Raw genomic sequence first — 15,636 nt, forward strand, 5'->3', positions numbered from 1 at the left:
GGCCGGCCGCGGCGCCGATGCCGCCCTGCCCACGCGCCCATCAAGCGCCGGCGCCGAACGGCAGCAGCGGGCCGCCCATCCACAGCCAGCGCGCCATCCACGCCGTGGCCAGGGCGATCAGCATCGTCAGCGGCACGCCCACGCGCAGGAAGTCGCCGAAGGTGTACTGGCCCGGATTGAGGATCAGCAGGTTGCCGTGGTGGCCGATCGGGGTCAGGAACGAGGCCACCGCACCCACCGCGATGCACATGACGAATGGGGTCGGCGACTGGCCCAGCGTTGTAGCCATGGCCAGGGCGATCGGGGTCAGCAGCACGGTGGTGGCTGCATCTGACAGGATCTGGGTCAGCAGCGCGGCGCTGGCGAACATCACCAGCAGCAGGGTCAGCGCGCTCCAGCCCTGCGCGTGCGCACTCAGGATGTCGGCAAACCAGGCTGCCGTGCCGGTCTTCTCCATCGCCAGTCCCAACGGGATCACCCCGGCGATCATCACGAAGATGCGCACATCGATTTCCTGGTAGGCGCGCTCGATGCCGACGCAGCGGCTGATCACCATCGCCACCGCGCCGGCCAGGAAGGCGATCTGCGGACTCAGCCAGCCGCTGGCGGCGGCGACCACCGAGGCGACCATGATCGCCAAGGCCAGCGGGGCGCGCTTGCGGGTGCGCTTCTGCGCCTGAAACGGCATCAGCATCAGGAAGCCGTGATGCTGGGCGAGCTTGCCGAAGGTCTGCTGGCGGCCCCACAGCACCAGCAGGTCGCCTTCCTCCAGCTTCAGCTCGGACAGCTCGCCATGCAGCCAGCCTTCCTTGCGCCACAGGCCCACGACCACCACGCCCAGGGTGTGCAGGAAGTCGATGCTGGACACGCTGCGGCCGATGAACTCGGAGTTCGGCGCGACCACCGCCTGGACCAGCTGCTCCTCGCCCAGCAGTTCGGTCTGGCGGCCATCGCCTTCCTTGGGCTGCTCGCCGTACTTGACCACTGCGTGCAGCGACAGGCCGGGCTCGTCCTTGATCGAGGCGATCTCGTCGGGCGAGGCACGCACCAGCAGGACATCACCCTGTCGCAGCGGGCTGTCGGCCTGCTGGTTGCGCCGGCGCATGCCGTAGCGCAGCCAGTCCACCACCTGCAGGCGCTCGTCGAAGTGCTCGCGGAACTGGCCGTAGGTCTTGCCGATCCACGGCGAGCCTTCGTCCACCACCAGCTCGGTGTAGTAGCGCTCCAGGCGCATGTAGCTTTCGCTGCCGGCTTCGCCCGAACGCTTGGGCACCAGCCAGCGGCCCAGCAGCATGTAGGCGGTGCCGATCAACACCAGCACCGCGCCGATCGGGGTGATGGTGAAAAACCCCAGGCCTTGGCTGCCGGTGCGCTTGAGCAGGTCGTTGGCCAGCAGGAACGCCGGCGCCCCGATCAGGGTGAGCGTGGTACCCAACGAAGCGGCCAGCGACATCGGCATCAGCAGGCGCGAGGCGGCCAGCTTCTGCTCGCGCGCCAGCCGCATCAGGATCGGCAGCATCATCGCGGTGACCATCAGATGGTGCGAGAACGCGGCCAGCGCCGCGGTCGCCGGCATCACCACCGCGATGGTGCGCCACTCGCTGCCGCCGGCGGCCCTGCCGATGGCCTGACCGATCCGGTCGGTGATGCCGGTGGCGGCCAGGCCCGAGGACAGCACGAACACCGCGGCCACGATGATCGCCGGTTCGCTGGAAAACCCGGACAGCGCTTCGCGCGGATCGAGGATGCCGGTCAGGGCCAGGGCCAGCAAGGCCAGCATCGCCACCAGGTCCACGCGCAGCTTCTCGCTGACGAACAGGAACAGGGTGACGGCCAGGATGGCCAGGAACAGGATCTGTTGGGGTTGCAACTGCGGGCACTCGAGAAGGGACGGCGCGCGTGGTTATCGCACATGAGCGCGCGAACGCATTGTCTTGGCACGCACGCGCGCAAACGATCGGCAATAAAAAAACCCCGCTTGCGACGGGGCTTTTTTATCTGGGTCATGGTGCCCGGGAGAGGACTCGAACCTCCACGGAGTTGCCCCCGCTAGCACCTGAAGCTAGTGCGTCTACCAATTCCGCCACCCGGGCGACTCAGGGCGCGCATTCTGCGGATGTCATCGCAGGGTGTCAAATGTTTTTTCGCACGCGCGCCGGGGCTGCAGGACATCCGGCGTCCCGGTACACAGGGATGTGGGCTGCTGCCGCAGGGCTTCCGGGAATGTTGCATGTAACGCGTGGGCGGTCTATCTTGTTGCATGTAACGAACGTGGAGTGATGAGATGGCCCATGTAAATTCCCGTGTCCAGAAGCATCGCGACGCCCTGCGCGTGGCGGGGTTGCGCCCGGTGCAGATCTGGGTGCCCGATACCCGGCGACCGGACTTCGAGCAGGAGTGCCATCGCCAAGCGCGGTTGGTGGCCCAGGCTGACCAAGCCGATGCCGACCTGCAGCAGTTGCTGGATGAAGCGATGGCCGACGTGGACGGCTGGACTGAATGAAGCGCGGCGATTTTGTGACGATCACCATGCAGGGCGATTTCGGCAAGCCGCGCCCGGCGTTGGTGATCCAGGCCGACCACTTCAGCGAGAGCGTGACCGTGACGGTGTTGCCGGTGACCAGCACGTTGGTGGCTGCGCCACTGCTGCGGATCAAGCTCAAGCCGGGAATGGAGAACGGCTTGCAGAAGCCGTCGCAGGTGATGATCGACAAGATCATGACGGTCAAGCGCGAGAAGGTAGGGCCGACCTTCGGGCGATTGGATGCGAACGTGTTGGTCGAGGTGGAACGGTGCCTGGCGCTGTTCCTCGGTATCGCGAAGTGAGGGCGGGCTAGGAGCCTGTCGGACTTTGGCCGGCCGGGCTGCAAATCCGGCTGTGCGGTCCATATTTCCGTCGCTTCTTGCCCCATAGAACCACTATGGGGCGGCGAATCGCCGAAAATCTGTCCTCGCACAGCCGAATTTTCGCCTCGACCGCCAAAGCCCGACAGACTCCTAGAACGATCTGCGGTAGGCAGTGGCAACGGGCCTTTTCCCTTCTCAGGCGGGCCCGTTGACCCTTGATTCCATTCCCTTGTCCATCCCTTCGCTCCTTCGCAAGCGAGGTGTCTGCGATGAACGACAAGGCGAAAAGGCGCCGCACGGCTCGGCGGTTCGGTCGTTGGGTCGGGACAGCATCGTGTGCTGCGCTGGCAGGAGGCGCGCACGACGGCGGAAACCAGGGCGGGGGTGTACCATTTGGCAATGACAAAAAAGACTGGAACAGGCGGGCGCAGACCCCCATCGGACAAGGCCCCGGCCTCGAAAAAGACGACGACCCAGGGCACAGGGGGAAACAAAGGCGCCGGCAAGTCCAAGCTTCCGCCATGGATGCCTGAATCGATGCCCGCGCCCGCCGCCGGCCCGGGCAAGGGCGGCAAGGCCCACGCTGCCGGTGGCCGACGCAAGGGTCCGCACGGCGGCGGTGACCACGGCAACGCACCGCGTCCCTTTGAACGCCGTGGCCGCCAGGCCCCGCGCGTGGTGGTGCCCGCGCAGGGTGTGGGCCAGGCCGGCTTCACCGATCCGTATGCCGCGCGCGAGGCCGAGCGCTATGCCCAGCCCATCGCCAGCCGCGAGGTGATCCTGGGCACGCTGGCGGCCAGTGAAGGTCCGCTGACCGCCGAGGAACTGGCCGGCAAGCTCGACCTGACCGCCCCGGAGCGTTTCGAAGCCTTGACCAAGCGCCTGACCGCGATGGTCCGCGACGGCCAGCTGCTGCTCAACCGCCGCGGCGGTTACGCGCCGGCCGAGCAGATGGACCTGGTGCCCGGCGTGGTGATCGCCAATCCGGAAGGCTTCGGTTTCCTGCGCGCCGAGGCCGGTGGCGACGATCTGTTCCTGCCGCCGTCGGAGATGCGCAAGGTCATGCATGGCGACCGCGTGCTGGCCTCGGTCACCGGCCTGGATCGTCGTGGCCGCCGCGAGGGCGCCATCGTCGAGGTGCTGGAGCGTCGCGTGCACCGCCTGATCGGGCGCTTTGCGATGGAGTCGGGGGTGAGCTTCGTGATCCCCGACGACAAGCGCATCCAGCGCAACATCCTGATCCCGCCCGATGCCCGCAGCCAGGCGCGCGACGGCCAGCTGGTGGTGCTGGAACTGACCCACGCCCCGGACGGCCGCCGCGATCCGATCGGCCGGATCGTGGCGGTACTCGGTGACAAGCTGACCCCGTCGCTGGTGGTGGAAACGGCCATCCACGGCCACGAGCTGCCCTACGAATTCCCGCCGGAAGTGCTGGCCGAGGCCAGCGCGGTGCCATTGGCGGTGGCGCCGTCGATGATCGCCGGGCGCGTCGACCTGCGCGAGCTGCCACTGGTGACCATCGACGGCGCCGATTCCAAGGACTTCGACGACGCGGTCTATTGCGAATCCAACCGCAAGGGCCTGCGCATCAGCAACCGTTCGGGCTACCGCCTGGTGGTGGCCATCGCCGATGTGTCGCACTACGTGCGTCCTGGCACGCTGCTGGACCAGGAGGCTTCCAGGCGCGCGACCTCGGTGTACTTCCCAGGGTTCGTGGTGCCGATGCTGCCGGAGACCATCTCCAACGGCATCTGCTCGCTGAACCCCAAGGTCGACCGGATGTGCTTTGTCTGCGACATGCAGGTGGACAAGAACGGGGAAGTGACCGCCGCCAGGTTCTACGAGGCCGTGATGCGCTCGCACGCGCGCCTGACCTACGACCAGGTGTGGAAGGCGGTGGGCGAGGACGATGCCCAGGCGCAGTCCGAGATCGGCCCGGACCTGTTGCCGCACGTCAAGCGCCTGCACGAGTTGTACGGTCTGCTGTCCAAGGCGCGCGAGAAGCGCGGCGCGATCGAGTTCGAGACCAGCGAGGTGCGCTTTGTCCTGGACAACCGCGGCGAGGTCACCCAGGCCGGCATGCAGGTGCGCAACGATGCGCACAAGCTGATCGAGGAATGCATGATCGCAGCCAACGTGCAGGCCGCGCGCTACCTGCTGGAAAAGGGCGTTCCCGCGCCATACCGCGTGCACGAGCGGCCGCCGGAGTCCAAGTACGCCGACCTGCTGGAGTTCCTCAAGGAGTTCAAGCTGTCGATGCCGGCCTGGAGCAAGGTCGAGCCGCGCGACTTCACCGCGCTGCTGAAGAAGGTCCGCCAGCGTCCGGACGCGGCGTTGCTGGAATCGGTGTTGCTGCGCAGCCAGAGCCTGGCGGTGTACACGCCGGACAACGCCGGTCACTTCGGCCTGGCGCTGGATGCATACGCGCACTTCACCTCGCCGATCCGTCGCTACCCGGACCTGCTGGTGCACCGTGCGATCAAGCACGCGCTCACCGGTGCCAGGGCCGAAAAGTTCCAGTATTCGCTGCACGAGATGGCCGCGCTGTCGCTGCAGTGTTCCGAGCGTTCGCGCCGTGCCGAGGAGGCCGAGCGCGAGGTCGACGAGCGCTACCGCGCCGCATGGATGGAGCAGCATGTCGGCGGCATCTTCGATGGCGTGATCAGCGGCGTGACCAGCTTCGGGCTGTTCGTGGAACTGAACCAGTCCAAGGTCAACGGCCTGGTCCACGTGACCCAGTTGCCGCACGACTATTACCACTTCGACCCGATCCGCAAGACCCTGTCCGGCGAACGCCGCGGCACCGAGTTCCGGCTGGGCGATGCGGTCACCGTGCAGGTCATGAAGGCGAGCATGGAAGAGCGCAAGATCGACTTCCGCCTGGTCGAGCCGGGTGGGGACCAGGCCGGCGTCGACGCGCCTCGGCCGACCTTGCCCGCTCGTCGCAAGAAGCAGAAATACTGAGCTGGCCCATGGTCGAGTACAGCGGCGGCTGCCAGTGCGGTGCGGTGCGTTTCCACGTCACCGGCACGCTGGACGATGCCTCCATCTGCCATTGCCGGATGTGCCAAAAGGCCTTCGGTGCGTACTACGCGCCGCTGGTCTCCACGCGCGGTGCCGCACTGGTCTGGACGCGCGGCACTCCGGCGCGCTACCTGTCCTCCAACCTGGTTGCGCGCGGCTTCTGCGCGCAGTGCGGCACGCCGCTGACCTACGAGGCGCCCGATGGCGTGGCGCTGGCGGCCGGTGCGTTCGATGATCCGGCGGCGTTGCCCCCGCACATCCAGTACGGCGTCGAAGGCCGACTGCCATTCACAGATTCCCTGCACGCCCTGCCGGCGCGCCGTACCGAGGAGGACATCGCCGCGCAGGCGTTCCTCTCGCGCATCGTGTCCTTCCAGCATCCCGACCACGACACTCCCACCTGGCCGCCCGGGCGCGGCTGACCGCCCGCCCACAAGAGCCTCATGAGCAAACAGAACCAATGGATCGTCGGCGTCAACGCCGTGGCTTCCTCGATCGAGAACGATGCCGACCACGTGCGCGAAGTCCTGATCGACGGCAGCAGCAAGAACGCGCGCCTGACCGAGATCGAGGAGAACGCACGCCGCAAGGGCATCGAGGTGCGCCGCGTCAACACCCAGGCCCTGGATGGGGTGGGCGGCCAGGTGCGCCACCAGGGCGTGGCCGCGCGCTATGCCGCCGCCAAGACCTGGGACGAGTCCGAGCTTGCGGGGCTGATCCAGGCCGCCGCAGGGCGGGCGCTGGTCCTGGTGCTGGACGGGGTGCAGGATCCGCACAACCTCGGCGCCTGCCTGCGCAGCGCCGCGGCTGCGGGCGTGACCGCGGTGGTGATCCCCAAGGACAGGTCGGTTGGCCTGAACGCAACCGTGCGCAAGACCTCGGCCGGCGCGGCCGATCGGGTGCCGGTGGTGGCGGTGACCAACCTGGCCCGTGCGCTGCGCGAGATGCAGAAATCGGGCGTGTGGATCTATGGCCTGGCCGGCGAGGCCGAGACCTCGCTGTATTCGCTCGACCTGAAGGGCAACATCGCCCTGGTCCTGGGCGGCGAAGGCGACGGACTGCGCCGGCTCACGCGCGAGCACTGCGACGGGCTGGTGCGGATCCCGATGCCCGGCGATATCGAAAGCCTCAACGTCTCGGTGGCCACCGGCGTGACCCTGTTCGAGGCGGTCCGCCAGCGCGGCCTGCAAGATCCGGGTCCAGCGGCGGGTGCGGCGAGCACCTGAGCGCCGATCCGCTGCGGCCGGCGACGTGTCGCCGGCCTGGCTCCACGAGCGCGTCGACCGCGCCAGCCCAGCGGCGCGGCCGCGGCGAGCACGGTTGATGGTTCCGGCAGCGGCGCATCGGCCTGGCGGCAGCCTTTGCCGGAAGAGGCCATGCGGTGGTCCGGACAGGATCGCGCGCCGGGCCGCTGACCATGCCGAAGCGGTGCGGTTGCTGCGCTGCGGAACGACAGCCCGGCGCACGCCGCGCTAAGGTGCACGCTCTCCCGCATCGACCCGCGCCGCGGGACTTTCACAAGGGACCCTCGCATGGACCGCAGCGCCGGCTCGTCCACTTCCGCCTCGCACATCGCCGCCGCGCGCGCCGACAACATCGCCGCCGCCTTTGCCCGTTCGGCCGCCCGCCACGGCCCGCGCACGGCGCTGCGTTTCGGCCAGCGCGAATGGACCTACGCGCAGCTGGAGCAGGCCATCACCGGCCTGGCCCACGCGCTGCGTGCGCTGGGCCTGGCCAGCGGCGAGCGGGTGGCCGCCTTTGGCGCCAACTCCGATGCCTACGTGCTGCTGTGGTTGGCCTGCGCGCGCGCCGGACTGGTGCATGTGCCGATCAACCACGGCCTGACCGCAGATGAGGTGGACTACATCCTGCGCCAGTCCGGCAGCCGCGCGCTGTTTCACGACCCGGGCGACCGGGAGCGGCTGGCCCACGCCGCCGACGCGGTCCAGTGGTGCGGCACGTTGCATGGCGGGTCGGGCCACGATGTGCTGGCGATGGCTTCGGCCGAGCCGGGCCAGCCGCGCCAGCCGCTGCCCACCCCCGCCGCCGACGACCTGGCCCAGATCCTCTATACCTCCGGCACCACCGCCGCGCCCAAGGGCGCCATGCTCACCCACGCGGCGCTGCTGGCTGAATACACCAGCGCCATCATCGAACTGGAACTGAGCGCGCATGACCGCGCCCTGGCCGCGTTGCCGCTGTACCACTCGGCGCAGATGCACGTGTTCACCGTGCCGCAGCTGATCATGGGCGGCTACGTGCACATCCTGGCCTCGGCCCAGGCCGAGCTGTGCCTGTCCACGATTGCCCAGCACCGGCTGGATTCGTTCTTCGCGCCACCCACGGTGTGGATCTCGCTGCTGCGCCATCCGGGGTTCGACGGCTTCGACCTGAGCTGCCTCAAGCGCGGTTACTACGGCGCCTCGATCATGCCCGTGCCGGTGCTGGAGGAACTGGCAAGGCGCCTGCCGGTGCGCCTGTTCAACTGCTACGGGCAGAGCGAGATCGGCCCGCTGGCCACGGTGCTCAGGCCCGAAGACCACGCACAGCGTCCGGCGTCGGCCGGGCGGCCGGTCTTCAACGTCCAGACCCGGGTGGTCGATGCCGACGGCCAACCGGTGGCGCCCGGCGAGCAGGGCGAGATCGTGCACCGCTCGCCGCAGCTGCTGCGCGGCTACTGGGACAAGCCGGAAGAAACGGCCGAGGCCTTCGCCGGCGGCTGGTTCCATACCGGCGACCTGGGGGTGATGGACGCCGAGGGCTACCTGACCATCGTCGACCGGGTGAAGGACGTCATCAACAGTGGCGGCATCGTGGTGTCCAGCCGTGAGGTCGAGGAATGCCTGTACCGGCATCCGGCCGTGGCCGAAGTGGCGGTGTTCGCGCTGCCCGATCCGCGCCTGGTCGAAGCCGTGGCCGCGGTGGTGGCGCTCAAGGACGGGATGCACGCCGACGAGGCCGAGCTGATCGCCCATGCGCGCGCGCACCTGGCCCATTTCAAGGCGCCGCGGCGGGTGTTCTTCCGTGACGGGCTGCCGCGCAACGGCTCGGGCAAGCTGCTCAAGCGCGAGTTGCGCCAGGAGTACGGCCAGCGCTGAGCAGACGCAGGGCGGGTCTCGACCCGCCATGCACCGGCGAAGGAGCCCCTCGTTCGCCGGTCCTCGCAACGCCCCGCCTCGGCTTGCTCGTTTCCGCAAGCCGTATCCATCGTGCGGCTGGCCGTGTTTCGCGGTGGCGGGTCAAGACCCGCCCTACCAACCTGGGTTGCACGCGGGCAGGTGCAGTGGCGGCAGCCGCCGTGCGCGCGGAGTGTGGATGATGGCGAAAGCACACGGCACCGCAGCCGGGTTGTCGGGCGGCAATGAGCGGCGGGACGGGCTCGGTGGCGGTCCGCTTCAGGCGCCGCTCGCACCCGGCTGCGGCCACTGGTTGGCGATGGTGCAGAACAGCCGCGCGGTCTGCTCGACGTCGTAGACGGCCGAGTGCGCTTGTTCCGGGTTCCATTCCATGCCTGCGGCCTGCACCGCGCGTGCCAGCACCGTCTGGCCGTAGGCCAGGCCGGCCATGGTCACCGTGTCGAACACGCTGAAGGGATGGAACGGATTGCGCTTGTGCTGGGTGCGTGCGACCGCGGCGTTGAGGAAGTTCAGGTCGAAGTGCGCGTTGTGGCCCACCAGGATCGCGCGCTGGCAGCCGTGCTTCTTCATGGCTGCGCGGACCGGGGCGAACACGTGGTCCAGCGCCTCTTTCTCCGGCTTGGCCAGGCGGAACGGATGGTCCAGTACGATGCCGGTGATCTCCAGCGACTTGGGATCGATCTCCAGGCCCGGGGCCGGCTCCAGGTGCGCGCACGCGGTGTCGCCCAGGATGAAGCGGCCGGCCTGGTCCAGGTCGATCGGCACCACGGCGATTTCCAGCAACGCATGGCGGTTCCAGTCGAAGCCGCCGGTTTCCACGTCCACCACCACGGGCAGGAAACCGCGGAAGCGGCGGGTCATCGGCGAAACGCAGGGGCTGGCAGCAGCAGGTGTGGCGGGGGTGTCTTGCATCCGGAAAGCCTAGCAGAGCCGGCCAGGTGCACGCCCAGGCATCGGCCGGAAAAAAGGGCGCACCCGGAAGGGTGCGCCCCGTGCAGCGGACAACCGGCACGCCGTAAACCACGCGCGCCGGATTACTGGCTTGCGGCGATCACGCTGACGATGATTCCGGTGGCCACGGCCACCAGCACGTAGTCCTCGTCCACACGGCGCCATTCATGGCCGGGCGGCGGTGGCTTCAGGTGGTGGTGGTGGTAATCGACAGGGACGCCCCGACGGCCGTTGTCCAGGTGGTCGCCGCGGCCATAGCGGCGCCGACCGTTGTCATGGTGCGCCGGCGGGCGATGATCGTCGCGGCCCTTGTCATGGCGCTGGTCGTGACTGTCCTTGCCGCGACCACGGTCATCGGGGTCCTTCGCGGTGGCCATTGCGGCGCCGCTTGCGGTCAGGGACAGGGCCAGCATCAGAATGGACATGCGCCTCATGGTGTGCTCCATCGTGGATGGCCGTGATGGCCTTCAGACGGGCCAAGCGTGCACCCGCCAGGATGAACAGGACGTCCATGGCCGCTGCTCGTCCGGCGCTGGACCCCGATGGAGCCTCAGAGGCGGGCCGTCGGGGCACCGGCGAACGGGCTTTCGTCGCGCTTGTCGCGTGGTGGCAACGGATGGTCACCACGGACCAGGAACCACACGTTCTCGGCGATGTTGGTGGCGTGGTCGCCGATGCGTTCCAGGTTCTTGGCCATGAACAGTAGGTGCGTGCACGGGGTGATGGCGCGGGCGTCCTCCATCATGTAGGTCAGCAGTTCGCGAAACAGCCCGGTGTAGAGCGCATCGAGTTCTGCATCGCGCTCACGTACCTGCAGGGCCAGTTCAGCATCGCTGTCGCGGTAGGCGGCCATGGCATCGCGCACCAGTTGCGCGGCGACCTGGGCCAGCCCGCGCAGGCCGGTGGCGTGCGGGACCGGCGGTAGCGTGTTGAGCGCCATCGAGCGCTTGGCCACGTTGGCTGCGTAGTCGCCGATGCGCTCCAGGTCGGTGGGGATGCGCAGGGCTGCCAGGATCTCGCGCAGGTCGCGCGCCATCGGTCCGCGCAGCGCCAACTGCATCACGTCGTGGCTGACCTGGGCTTCCAGCAGGTCGATGGCCTCATCGTTGGCGATGATGCGCTGGGCGGCGCGGTCATCGCGCCGGTCGACCACGTCCATGGCCGCTTCCAGCTGGGCCACGGCGATCTCGCCCATGTGCAGGATCTCGCCGGTCAGACGGCGCTGCTCTTCGTCGTAGCTCTTGACGATGTGTTCGTGCGGGGGGGTGGTGGTGGGCATGACGGATCCTGGGAAGCGGGAATGCTTGCTGGGTGTGGCTGCTGCTGTCGTGCCGTGCTGGCCGTGGGTGCTGCTGCCGTCGGCGGCGTGCTCCCGTGGCTTCTTCGACCTCTGGCCCAAGCAGCCATGGTCGGGCGTCTTGCGCATCTCAGACCGGTTGGCGTCAGACGAGCGCGTTCCTCACCCAAACCGGCCGGTGATGTAGTCCTCGGTCTGCTGCTTTGACGGATGCGAGAAGATGGTCGAGGTGACGTCGTGTTCAATTAGGTCGCCCAGGTACATGAAGGCGGTGTAATCGCTTACCCGCGCGGCCTGCTGCATGTTGTGGGTGACGATGCAGATGGTGTAATCGCGCTTGAGTTCCTCCACCAACTGCTCGATGCGGCTGGTGGAAATGGGGTCCAGCGCGGAGGTGGGTTCATCCAGCAGCAGCACGTCGGGCTTGAGCGCCACCGCGCGGGCGATGCACAGGCGCTGCTGCTGGCCACCGGACAGGCCCAGCGCGCTCTGGCCCAGCTTGTCCTTGACCTCGTCCCACAGCGCGCCCTGGTGCAGGGCATGCTCGACGCGGGCATTCATCTCGGCCTTGGACAGCCTCTCGTGGTGGCGGATACCGTAGGCGACGTTCTCGAAGATGGTCATCGGAAACGGCACCGGCTTCTGGAACACCATGCCGACCTTGCTGCGCAGCCGGTTCATCGGATACTTGGGCGAGAGGATGTCCTCATTGTCCAGCAGCACCTGGCCGGTGGCCCTGAGCTTGGGGTAGAGCGCATAGATGCGGTTGAACACGCGCAGCAGCGTGGACTTGCCGCAGCCGGACGGCCCGATCAGCGCGGTCACGCGCTTCTCCGGAATCTGCAGGTTGATGTTCTTCAGCGCGTGGAACTTGTCGTAGTAGAAGTCCAGCCCGCGCGCTTCCAGCTTTACCGCCGCTGGCGGCAGGATGCCGCGGTCGGTGGTGACCTGGCTCAGGCGCGGGCTCGGGGCGGTGTGCTGCACATCGTTCATGGTCGGGTCCGTCGATAAGTCAGTCATTGGAGATCCTGTTGCGCAGCAGGAAGAAGCGCGCACCCAGGCCGACCAGCAGCACGAACACGGTCAACACCAGCGCACCGGCCCAGGCCAGGGTCTGCCAGGATTCGTAGGGGCTGCCGGCGAACTGGTTCATCACCACCGGCACCGAGGCCATGGGGCGGAAGAGACTGCTGCTCCAGAACTGGTTGCCGAAGGCGGTGAACAGCAGCGGCGCGGTCTCGCCGGAAATGCGGGCCAGGGCCAGCAGGATGCCGGTGACGATGCCGGCCGAGGCGCTGCGATAGAGCACCTGCAGGGTCACCTTCCATTGCGGCACGCCCAGCGACAGCGCGGCCTCGCGCATCTGCGCCGGCACCAGGCGCAGCATCTCGTCGGTGGTGCGCACCACCACCGGCAGGACGATGAAGGCCAGCGAGATCGCGCCGGCCAGCGCCGAGAAGCCGATCACCGAGACCACCATCGCATACACGAACAGGCCCAGCACGATCGATGGTGCCGACAGCAGGATGTCGTTGACGAAGCGCACCACCGTGCCGGCCTTGCGCGTGTGGCCGAATTCAGACAACCAGGTGCCGGCCAGGACCCCCAGCGGGGCGCCGATGAGGATGGCCAGCGTGCACATCAACGCGCTGCCGAAGAACGCGTTGAGCAGGCCGCCGTCCTGCATCGGCGGCGGGGTGTTCATGGTGAACAGGTTGAGGTTGATCCCGGCAATGCCCTTGGCCAGCAGCGTCCACAGGATCCAGACCAGGAACAGCAGGCCGAACGCCGCCGTGGCGCAGGACAGCGCGATGGCCGCCACGTTGACCACGCGGCGCCGCCAGTACAGGCCCGGCGCGTCCATCAGTAGCCCTCCCGGCGCGAGAGCTGCATGAGCATGTAGCGCGCCACCGCCAGCACCGCGAAGGTGACCACGAACAGCACGAAGCCCAGCAGCAGCAGCGCCGAGCGATAGGTCTCGGTCGCCTCGCCGAAGTCATTGGCGATCAGCGCGGCGATGGTGGTGCCTGGCATCAGCAGCGAGGCCGACAGCGTCACGCTGTTGCCGACCACGAAGGCCACGGCCATGGTCTCACCGAGCGCACGGCCCAGACCCAGGAAGATGCCGCCGATCACTGCCGAGCGGGTGTAGGGCAGGACGATGTCCCAGTTGACTTCCCACTTGGTCGAACCCAGCGCGTAGGCCGATTCCTTCAGCGGCGTGGGTACGGTCAGAAACACTTCGCGTATCACCGAGGAGATGAACGGGATCACCATGATCGCCAGCACCAGCCCGGCGGTGAGAATGCCGATGCCCAGCGGCGGGCCCTGGAACAGCGGGCCGACCAGCGGCAGCGTGCCCAGGTGGTCATTGAGCCAGGGGGTGACGTGATTGGTCATCACCGGCACCAGCACGAACAGGCCCCACATGCCGTAGATGATCGAAGGGATGCCGGCCAGCAGCTCGATCGCAGTCCCAACTGGCCCGCGCAACCAGCGCGGCGCCACCTCGGTCAGGAAGAAAGCGATGCCGAAGCTCACCGGCACGGCGATCACCATGGCAATCAGCGACGTCACCAGGGTGCCGTAGATCGGCGCCAGGGCACCGTACTTGTTCTCGACCGGATTCCATTCCGATGAGGTGATGAAGCCAAACCCCTGGGTCAACAGCGCATCACGGCCGCCCCAGAGCATGGACAAGGCGGCACTGGCCAGGGCGACCAGCACGAAGATGACCGTGCCGACCAGGATCCAGCGGAAGATGCGGTCGCCCTGTGCATTGTCGCGAGCGCTGCCGGCGGCGGGGAGTGTCGTTGCGTTCATGCGGGGGCGATGCGCTCGCGTGAGGACTTCGGAGGGATGCAGTGATACGTCAGGGATGTTTCAGCGGTTCGTGCGTGAAGGTGCGCGCAGAAGCAATAGCAACGTCCCTGGATCCCCGCCTGCGCGGGGGTGACGCAACGGCAAAGGCGCCCGCGAAGTCGCGGGCGCGCCGTTGCGTCACTTGAACTCGGCTGCCCAGTAGGCTTCGATCTGCTGCACCAGTGGCGCCGGCAGCGGGACGTAGTGCAGTTCCTGCGCCTGCCGCTGGCCGTTTTCGAAGGCCCACCTGAAGAACGCCAGGGTGGCGGCGCTGCGCTGCGCATTGGCTGGCTGCTTGTGCATCAGAATGAAGTTGGTGGCGGTGATCGGCCAGGCCTTCTCGCCCGGCGCGTTGGTAATGACCAGGTTGAAGTCCTTGGCGCTGGCCCAGTCGGCGCTTTCGGCCGCGGCGGCGAAGGATTCGGCGTTCGGCTCGACCCACTGGCCGGCCGCGTTCTGCATCGAGGTGTAGGGCATCGCGCTCTGCAGGGCGTAGGCCAGTTCGACGTAGCCGATCGAGTTCTTGATCTGCTTCACGTACGAGGCCACCCCTTCGTTGCCCTTGCCGCCGACACCGCCGGGCCATTGCACCGAGGTGCCTTCGCCAACCTTGTCCTTCCACTCCGGGCTGACCTTGGACAGGTAGTTGGTGAAGTTGAAGCTGGTGCCCGAACCGTCGGAGCGGTGGACCAGATTGATCCTGGCATCGGGCAGCTTCAGGCCCGGGTTGGCCGCGGCGATGGCCGGGTCGTTCCAGTTCTCGATCTTGGCCAGGAAGATGTTGGCCAGCAGCTCGCCGGTCAGGCGCAGCTTGCCGGCTTCAACCCCGTCCAGGTTGACCACCGGGACCACGCCGCCGATCGCCGACGGGAACTGGCCCAGGCCGGCCTGGGCTAGCTCTTCGGAGGACAGCGGCTTGTCTGATGAGCCAAAGTCCACCGTCCCGGCCTTGATCTGGGCGATGCCGCCGCCCGAGCCGATCGACTGGTAATTCACCCGGACCCCGGTGACCTGGTTGTAGTCGGCCGACCAGCGCGACAGCAGCGGATAGATGAAAGTCGCGCCGGCGCCGGTGATCTGCACGGAGCTGCGTGCATCGCCGTCAGTGGCGGGGGCGCCATCAGTGGGAGCGCCATCGGCGGCGGGCGGGGGCGGGTTGCTACCGCCACCACCGCAGGCGGCCAGCGTGAGGGCAGCAGCCAGGGCATACAGGCTGGCGCGCAGGGGCTTGACGGTCATGTGGTCGATCTCCATGGAAGCGTGGCCGGGTCGCGGGCCGAGAGGGGCCATGAAATGATTCTTTTGTTGCAGGGTCGTGACATGGCCTGTCACATATTGTACAAACTCGGCATCTCCTGGCTGGTCAAGCCCGGTCTTGCACAACGACGCGGGGGCAAAGCCGGCCTGCCGGCCCGGATGAGCAGGGGCTTGTCCGATGCGGTCGGCGCGCGCCGACGGCATTGAATCGCGCCAAGGTTTACAGCATCACGACGACGGCTCTCCGGGCCGTTGCTCGCC

14 protein-coding genes and 1 tRNA gene are annotated in these 15,636 nt (G+C 67.7%); 6 read left to right on the top strand and 9 right to left on the bottom strand.

Translation table 11 applies throughout. From position 1 onward, the window contains the following. Positions 1-40: 40 nt before the first annotated feature. On the bottom strand, positions 41-1,870 hold the full coding sequence (locus tag D9R12_RS00255; protein WP_014161036.1) for an SLC13 family permease: 1,830 nt from the start codon (positions 1,868-1,870) through the stop codon (positions 41-43). Between the two features lie 136 nt (positions 1,871-2,006). Further along, positions 2,007-2,093, bottom strand: a tRNA-Leu gene (locus tag D9R12_RS00260). 239 nt (positions 2,094-2,332) lie between these two features. On the opposite strand from D9R12_RS00260, the gene D9R12_RS00265 reads away from it, so the two are divergent. The 6 genes from D9R12_RS00265 (at position 2,333) to D9R12_RS00290 (ending at position 8,969) form a co-directional block, all read left to right on the top strand. Further along, positions 2,333-2,503 (top strand): antitoxin MazE family protein, encoded by a 171-nt coding sequence (locus tag D9R12_RS00265; RefSeq protein ID WP_244919614.1) that lies wholly within the window; start codon positions 2,333-2,335, stop codon positions 2,501-2,503. Continuing rightward, a complete protein-coding gene (locus tag D9R12_RS00270; protein ID WP_122226918.1) occupies positions 2,500-2,826 on the top strand; it encodes a type II toxin-antitoxin system PemK/MazF family toxin in 327 nt (108 codons plus the stop codon). Before D9R12_RS00265 ends, D9R12_RS00270 begins: the two co-directional genes overlap by 4 nt. Positions 2,827-3,246: 420 nt before the next feature. Next, positions 3,247-5,811, top strand: coding sequence for a ribonuclease R (gene rnr, locus D9R12_RS00275; protein WP_122227612.1), 2,565 nt, complete (start codon positions 3,247-3,249; stop codon positions 5,809-5,811). 8 nt (positions 5,812-5,819) lie between these two features. Next, entirely contained in the window at positions 5,820-6,293 is a 474-nt protein-coding gene (locus tag D9R12_RS00280; protein WP_122226920.1) for a GFA family protein, read from the top strand. 21 nt (positions 6,294-6,314) lie between these two features. Continuing rightward, positions 6,315-7,097, top strand: coding sequence for a 23S rRNA (guanosine(2251)-2'-O)-methyltransferase RlmB (rlmB, locus tag D9R12_RS00285; protein WP_122226922.1), 783 nt, complete (start codon positions 6,315-6,317; stop codon positions 7,095-7,097). A 306-nt stretch (positions 7,098-7,403) separates the two neighbouring features. Then, positions 7,404-8,969 (top strand): fatty acyl-CoA synthetase, encoded by a 1,566-nt coding sequence (locus D9R12_RS00290; RefSeq protein WP_122226924.1) that lies wholly within the window; start codon positions 7,404-7,406, stop codon positions 8,967-8,969. Positions 8,970-9,266: 297 nt separating this feature from the next. Here the strand turns inward: D9R12_RS00290 and rnt are convergent, their stop codons facing one another. The 7 genes from rnt to pstS form a co-directional block, all read right to left on the bottom strand. After that, entirely contained in the window at positions 9,267-9,920 is a 654-nt protein-coding gene (rnt, locus tag D9R12_RS00295) for a ribonuclease T (protein ID WP_122226926.1), read from the bottom strand. A 122-nt stretch (positions 9,921-10,042) separates the two neighbouring features. After that, positions 10,043-10,393, bottom strand: coding sequence for an RcnB family protein (locus D9R12_RS00300; protein ID WP_043291215.1), 351 nt, complete (start codon positions 10,391-10,393; stop codon positions 10,043-10,045). 116 nt (positions 10,394-10,509) lie between these two features. Beyond that, positions 10,510-11,238: a phosphate signaling complex protein PhoU gene (phoU, locus tag D9R12_RS00305; RefSeq protein ID WP_014161026.1), complete on the bottom strand. Its 729-nt coding sequence runs from the start codon at positions 11,236-11,238 to the stop codon at positions 10,510-10,512. Between the two features lie 180 nt (positions 11,239-11,418). Further along, on the bottom strand, positions 11,419-12,276 hold the full coding sequence (gene pstB / locus D9R12_RS00310; protein WP_425479021.1) for a phosphate ABC transporter ATP-binding protein PstB: 858 nt from the start codon (positions 12,274-12,276) through the stop codon (positions 11,419-11,421). Continuing rightward, positions 12,269-13,120: a phosphate ABC transporter permease PstA gene (gene pstA, locus D9R12_RS00315; RefSeq protein WP_014161024.1), complete on the bottom strand. Its 852-nt coding sequence runs from the start codon at positions 13,118-13,120 to the stop codon at positions 12,269-12,271. The genes pstB and pstA overlap by 8 nt, the downstream gene beginning before the upstream one ends. Then, positions 13,120-14,079 (bottom strand): phosphate ABC transporter permease subunit PstC, encoded by a 960-nt coding sequence (gene pstC, locus D9R12_RS00320; protein ID WP_014161023.1) that lies wholly within the window; start codon positions 14,077-14,079, stop codon positions 13,120-13,122. Before pstC ends, pstA begins: the two co-directional genes overlap by 1 nt. Before the next feature lie 177 nt (positions 14,080-14,256). Continuing rightward, positions 14,257-15,357, bottom strand: a complete 1,101-nt coding sequence (pstS, locus tag D9R12_RS00325) for a phosphate ABC transporter substrate-binding protein PstS (protein WP_043291212.1) — start codon at positions 15,355-15,357, stop codon at positions 14,257-14,259. Positions 15,358-15,636: the final 279 nt, after the last annotated feature.

Origin of the sequence: Pseudoxanthomonas spadix (genome assembly GCF_003703395.1) — a bacterium.
GTDB lineage: Bacteria > Pseudomonadota > Gammaproteobacteria > Xanthomonadales > Xanthomonadaceae > Pseudoxanthomonas_A > Pseudoxanthomonas_A spadix.

Excerpts from the sequence above, each read along its gene's own strand:
- phoU (WP_014161026.1), bottom strand. The coding sequence starts at position 11,238 with ATGCCCACCACCACCCCCCCGCACGAACACATCGTCAAGAGCTACGAC.
- rnr (WP_122227612.1), top strand. The coding sequence starts at position 3,247 with ATGACAAAAAAGACTGGAACAGGCGGGCGCAGACCCCCATCGGACAAG.
- pstA (WP_014161024.1), bottom strand. The coding sequence starts at position 13,120 with ATGGACGCGCCGGGCCTGTACTGGCGGCGCCGCGTGGTCAACGTGGCG.
- rnt (WP_122226926.1), bottom strand. The coding sequence starts at position 9,920 with ATGCAAGACACCCCCGCCACACCTGCTGCTGCCAGCCCCTGCGTTTCG.
- D9R12_RS00300 (WP_043291215.1), bottom strand. The coding sequence starts at position 10,393 with ATGAGGCGCATGTCCATTCTGATGCTGGCCCTGTCCCTGACCGCAAGC.
- pstC (WP_014161023.1), bottom strand. The coding sequence starts at position 14,079 with ATGAACGCAACGACACTCCCCGCCGCCGGCAGCGCTCGCGACAATGCA.
- D9R12_RS00280 (WP_122226920.1), top strand. The coding sequence starts at position 5,820 with ATGGTCGAGTACAGCGGCGGCTGCCAGTGCGGTGCGGTGCGTTTCCAC.
- pstB (WP_425479021.1), bottom strand. The coding sequence starts at position 12,276 with ATGACTGACTTATCGACGGACCCGACCATGAACGATGTGCAGCACACC.
- rlmB (WP_122226922.1), top strand. The coding sequence starts at position 6,315 with ATGAGCAAACAGAACCAATGGATCGTCGGCGTCAACGCCGTGGCTTCC.
- D9R12_RS00290 (WP_122226924.1), top strand. The coding sequence starts at position 7,404 with ATGGACCGCAGCGCCGGCTCGTCCACTTCCGCCTCGCACATCGCCGCC.
- pstS (WP_043291212.1), bottom strand. The coding sequence starts at position 15,357 with ATGACCGTCAAGCCCCTGCGCGCCAGCCTGTATGCCCTGGCTGCTGCC.
- D9R12_RS00270 (WP_122226918.1), top strand. The coding sequence starts at position 2,500 with ATGAAGCGCGGCGATTTTGTGACGATCACCATGCAGGGCGATTTCGGC.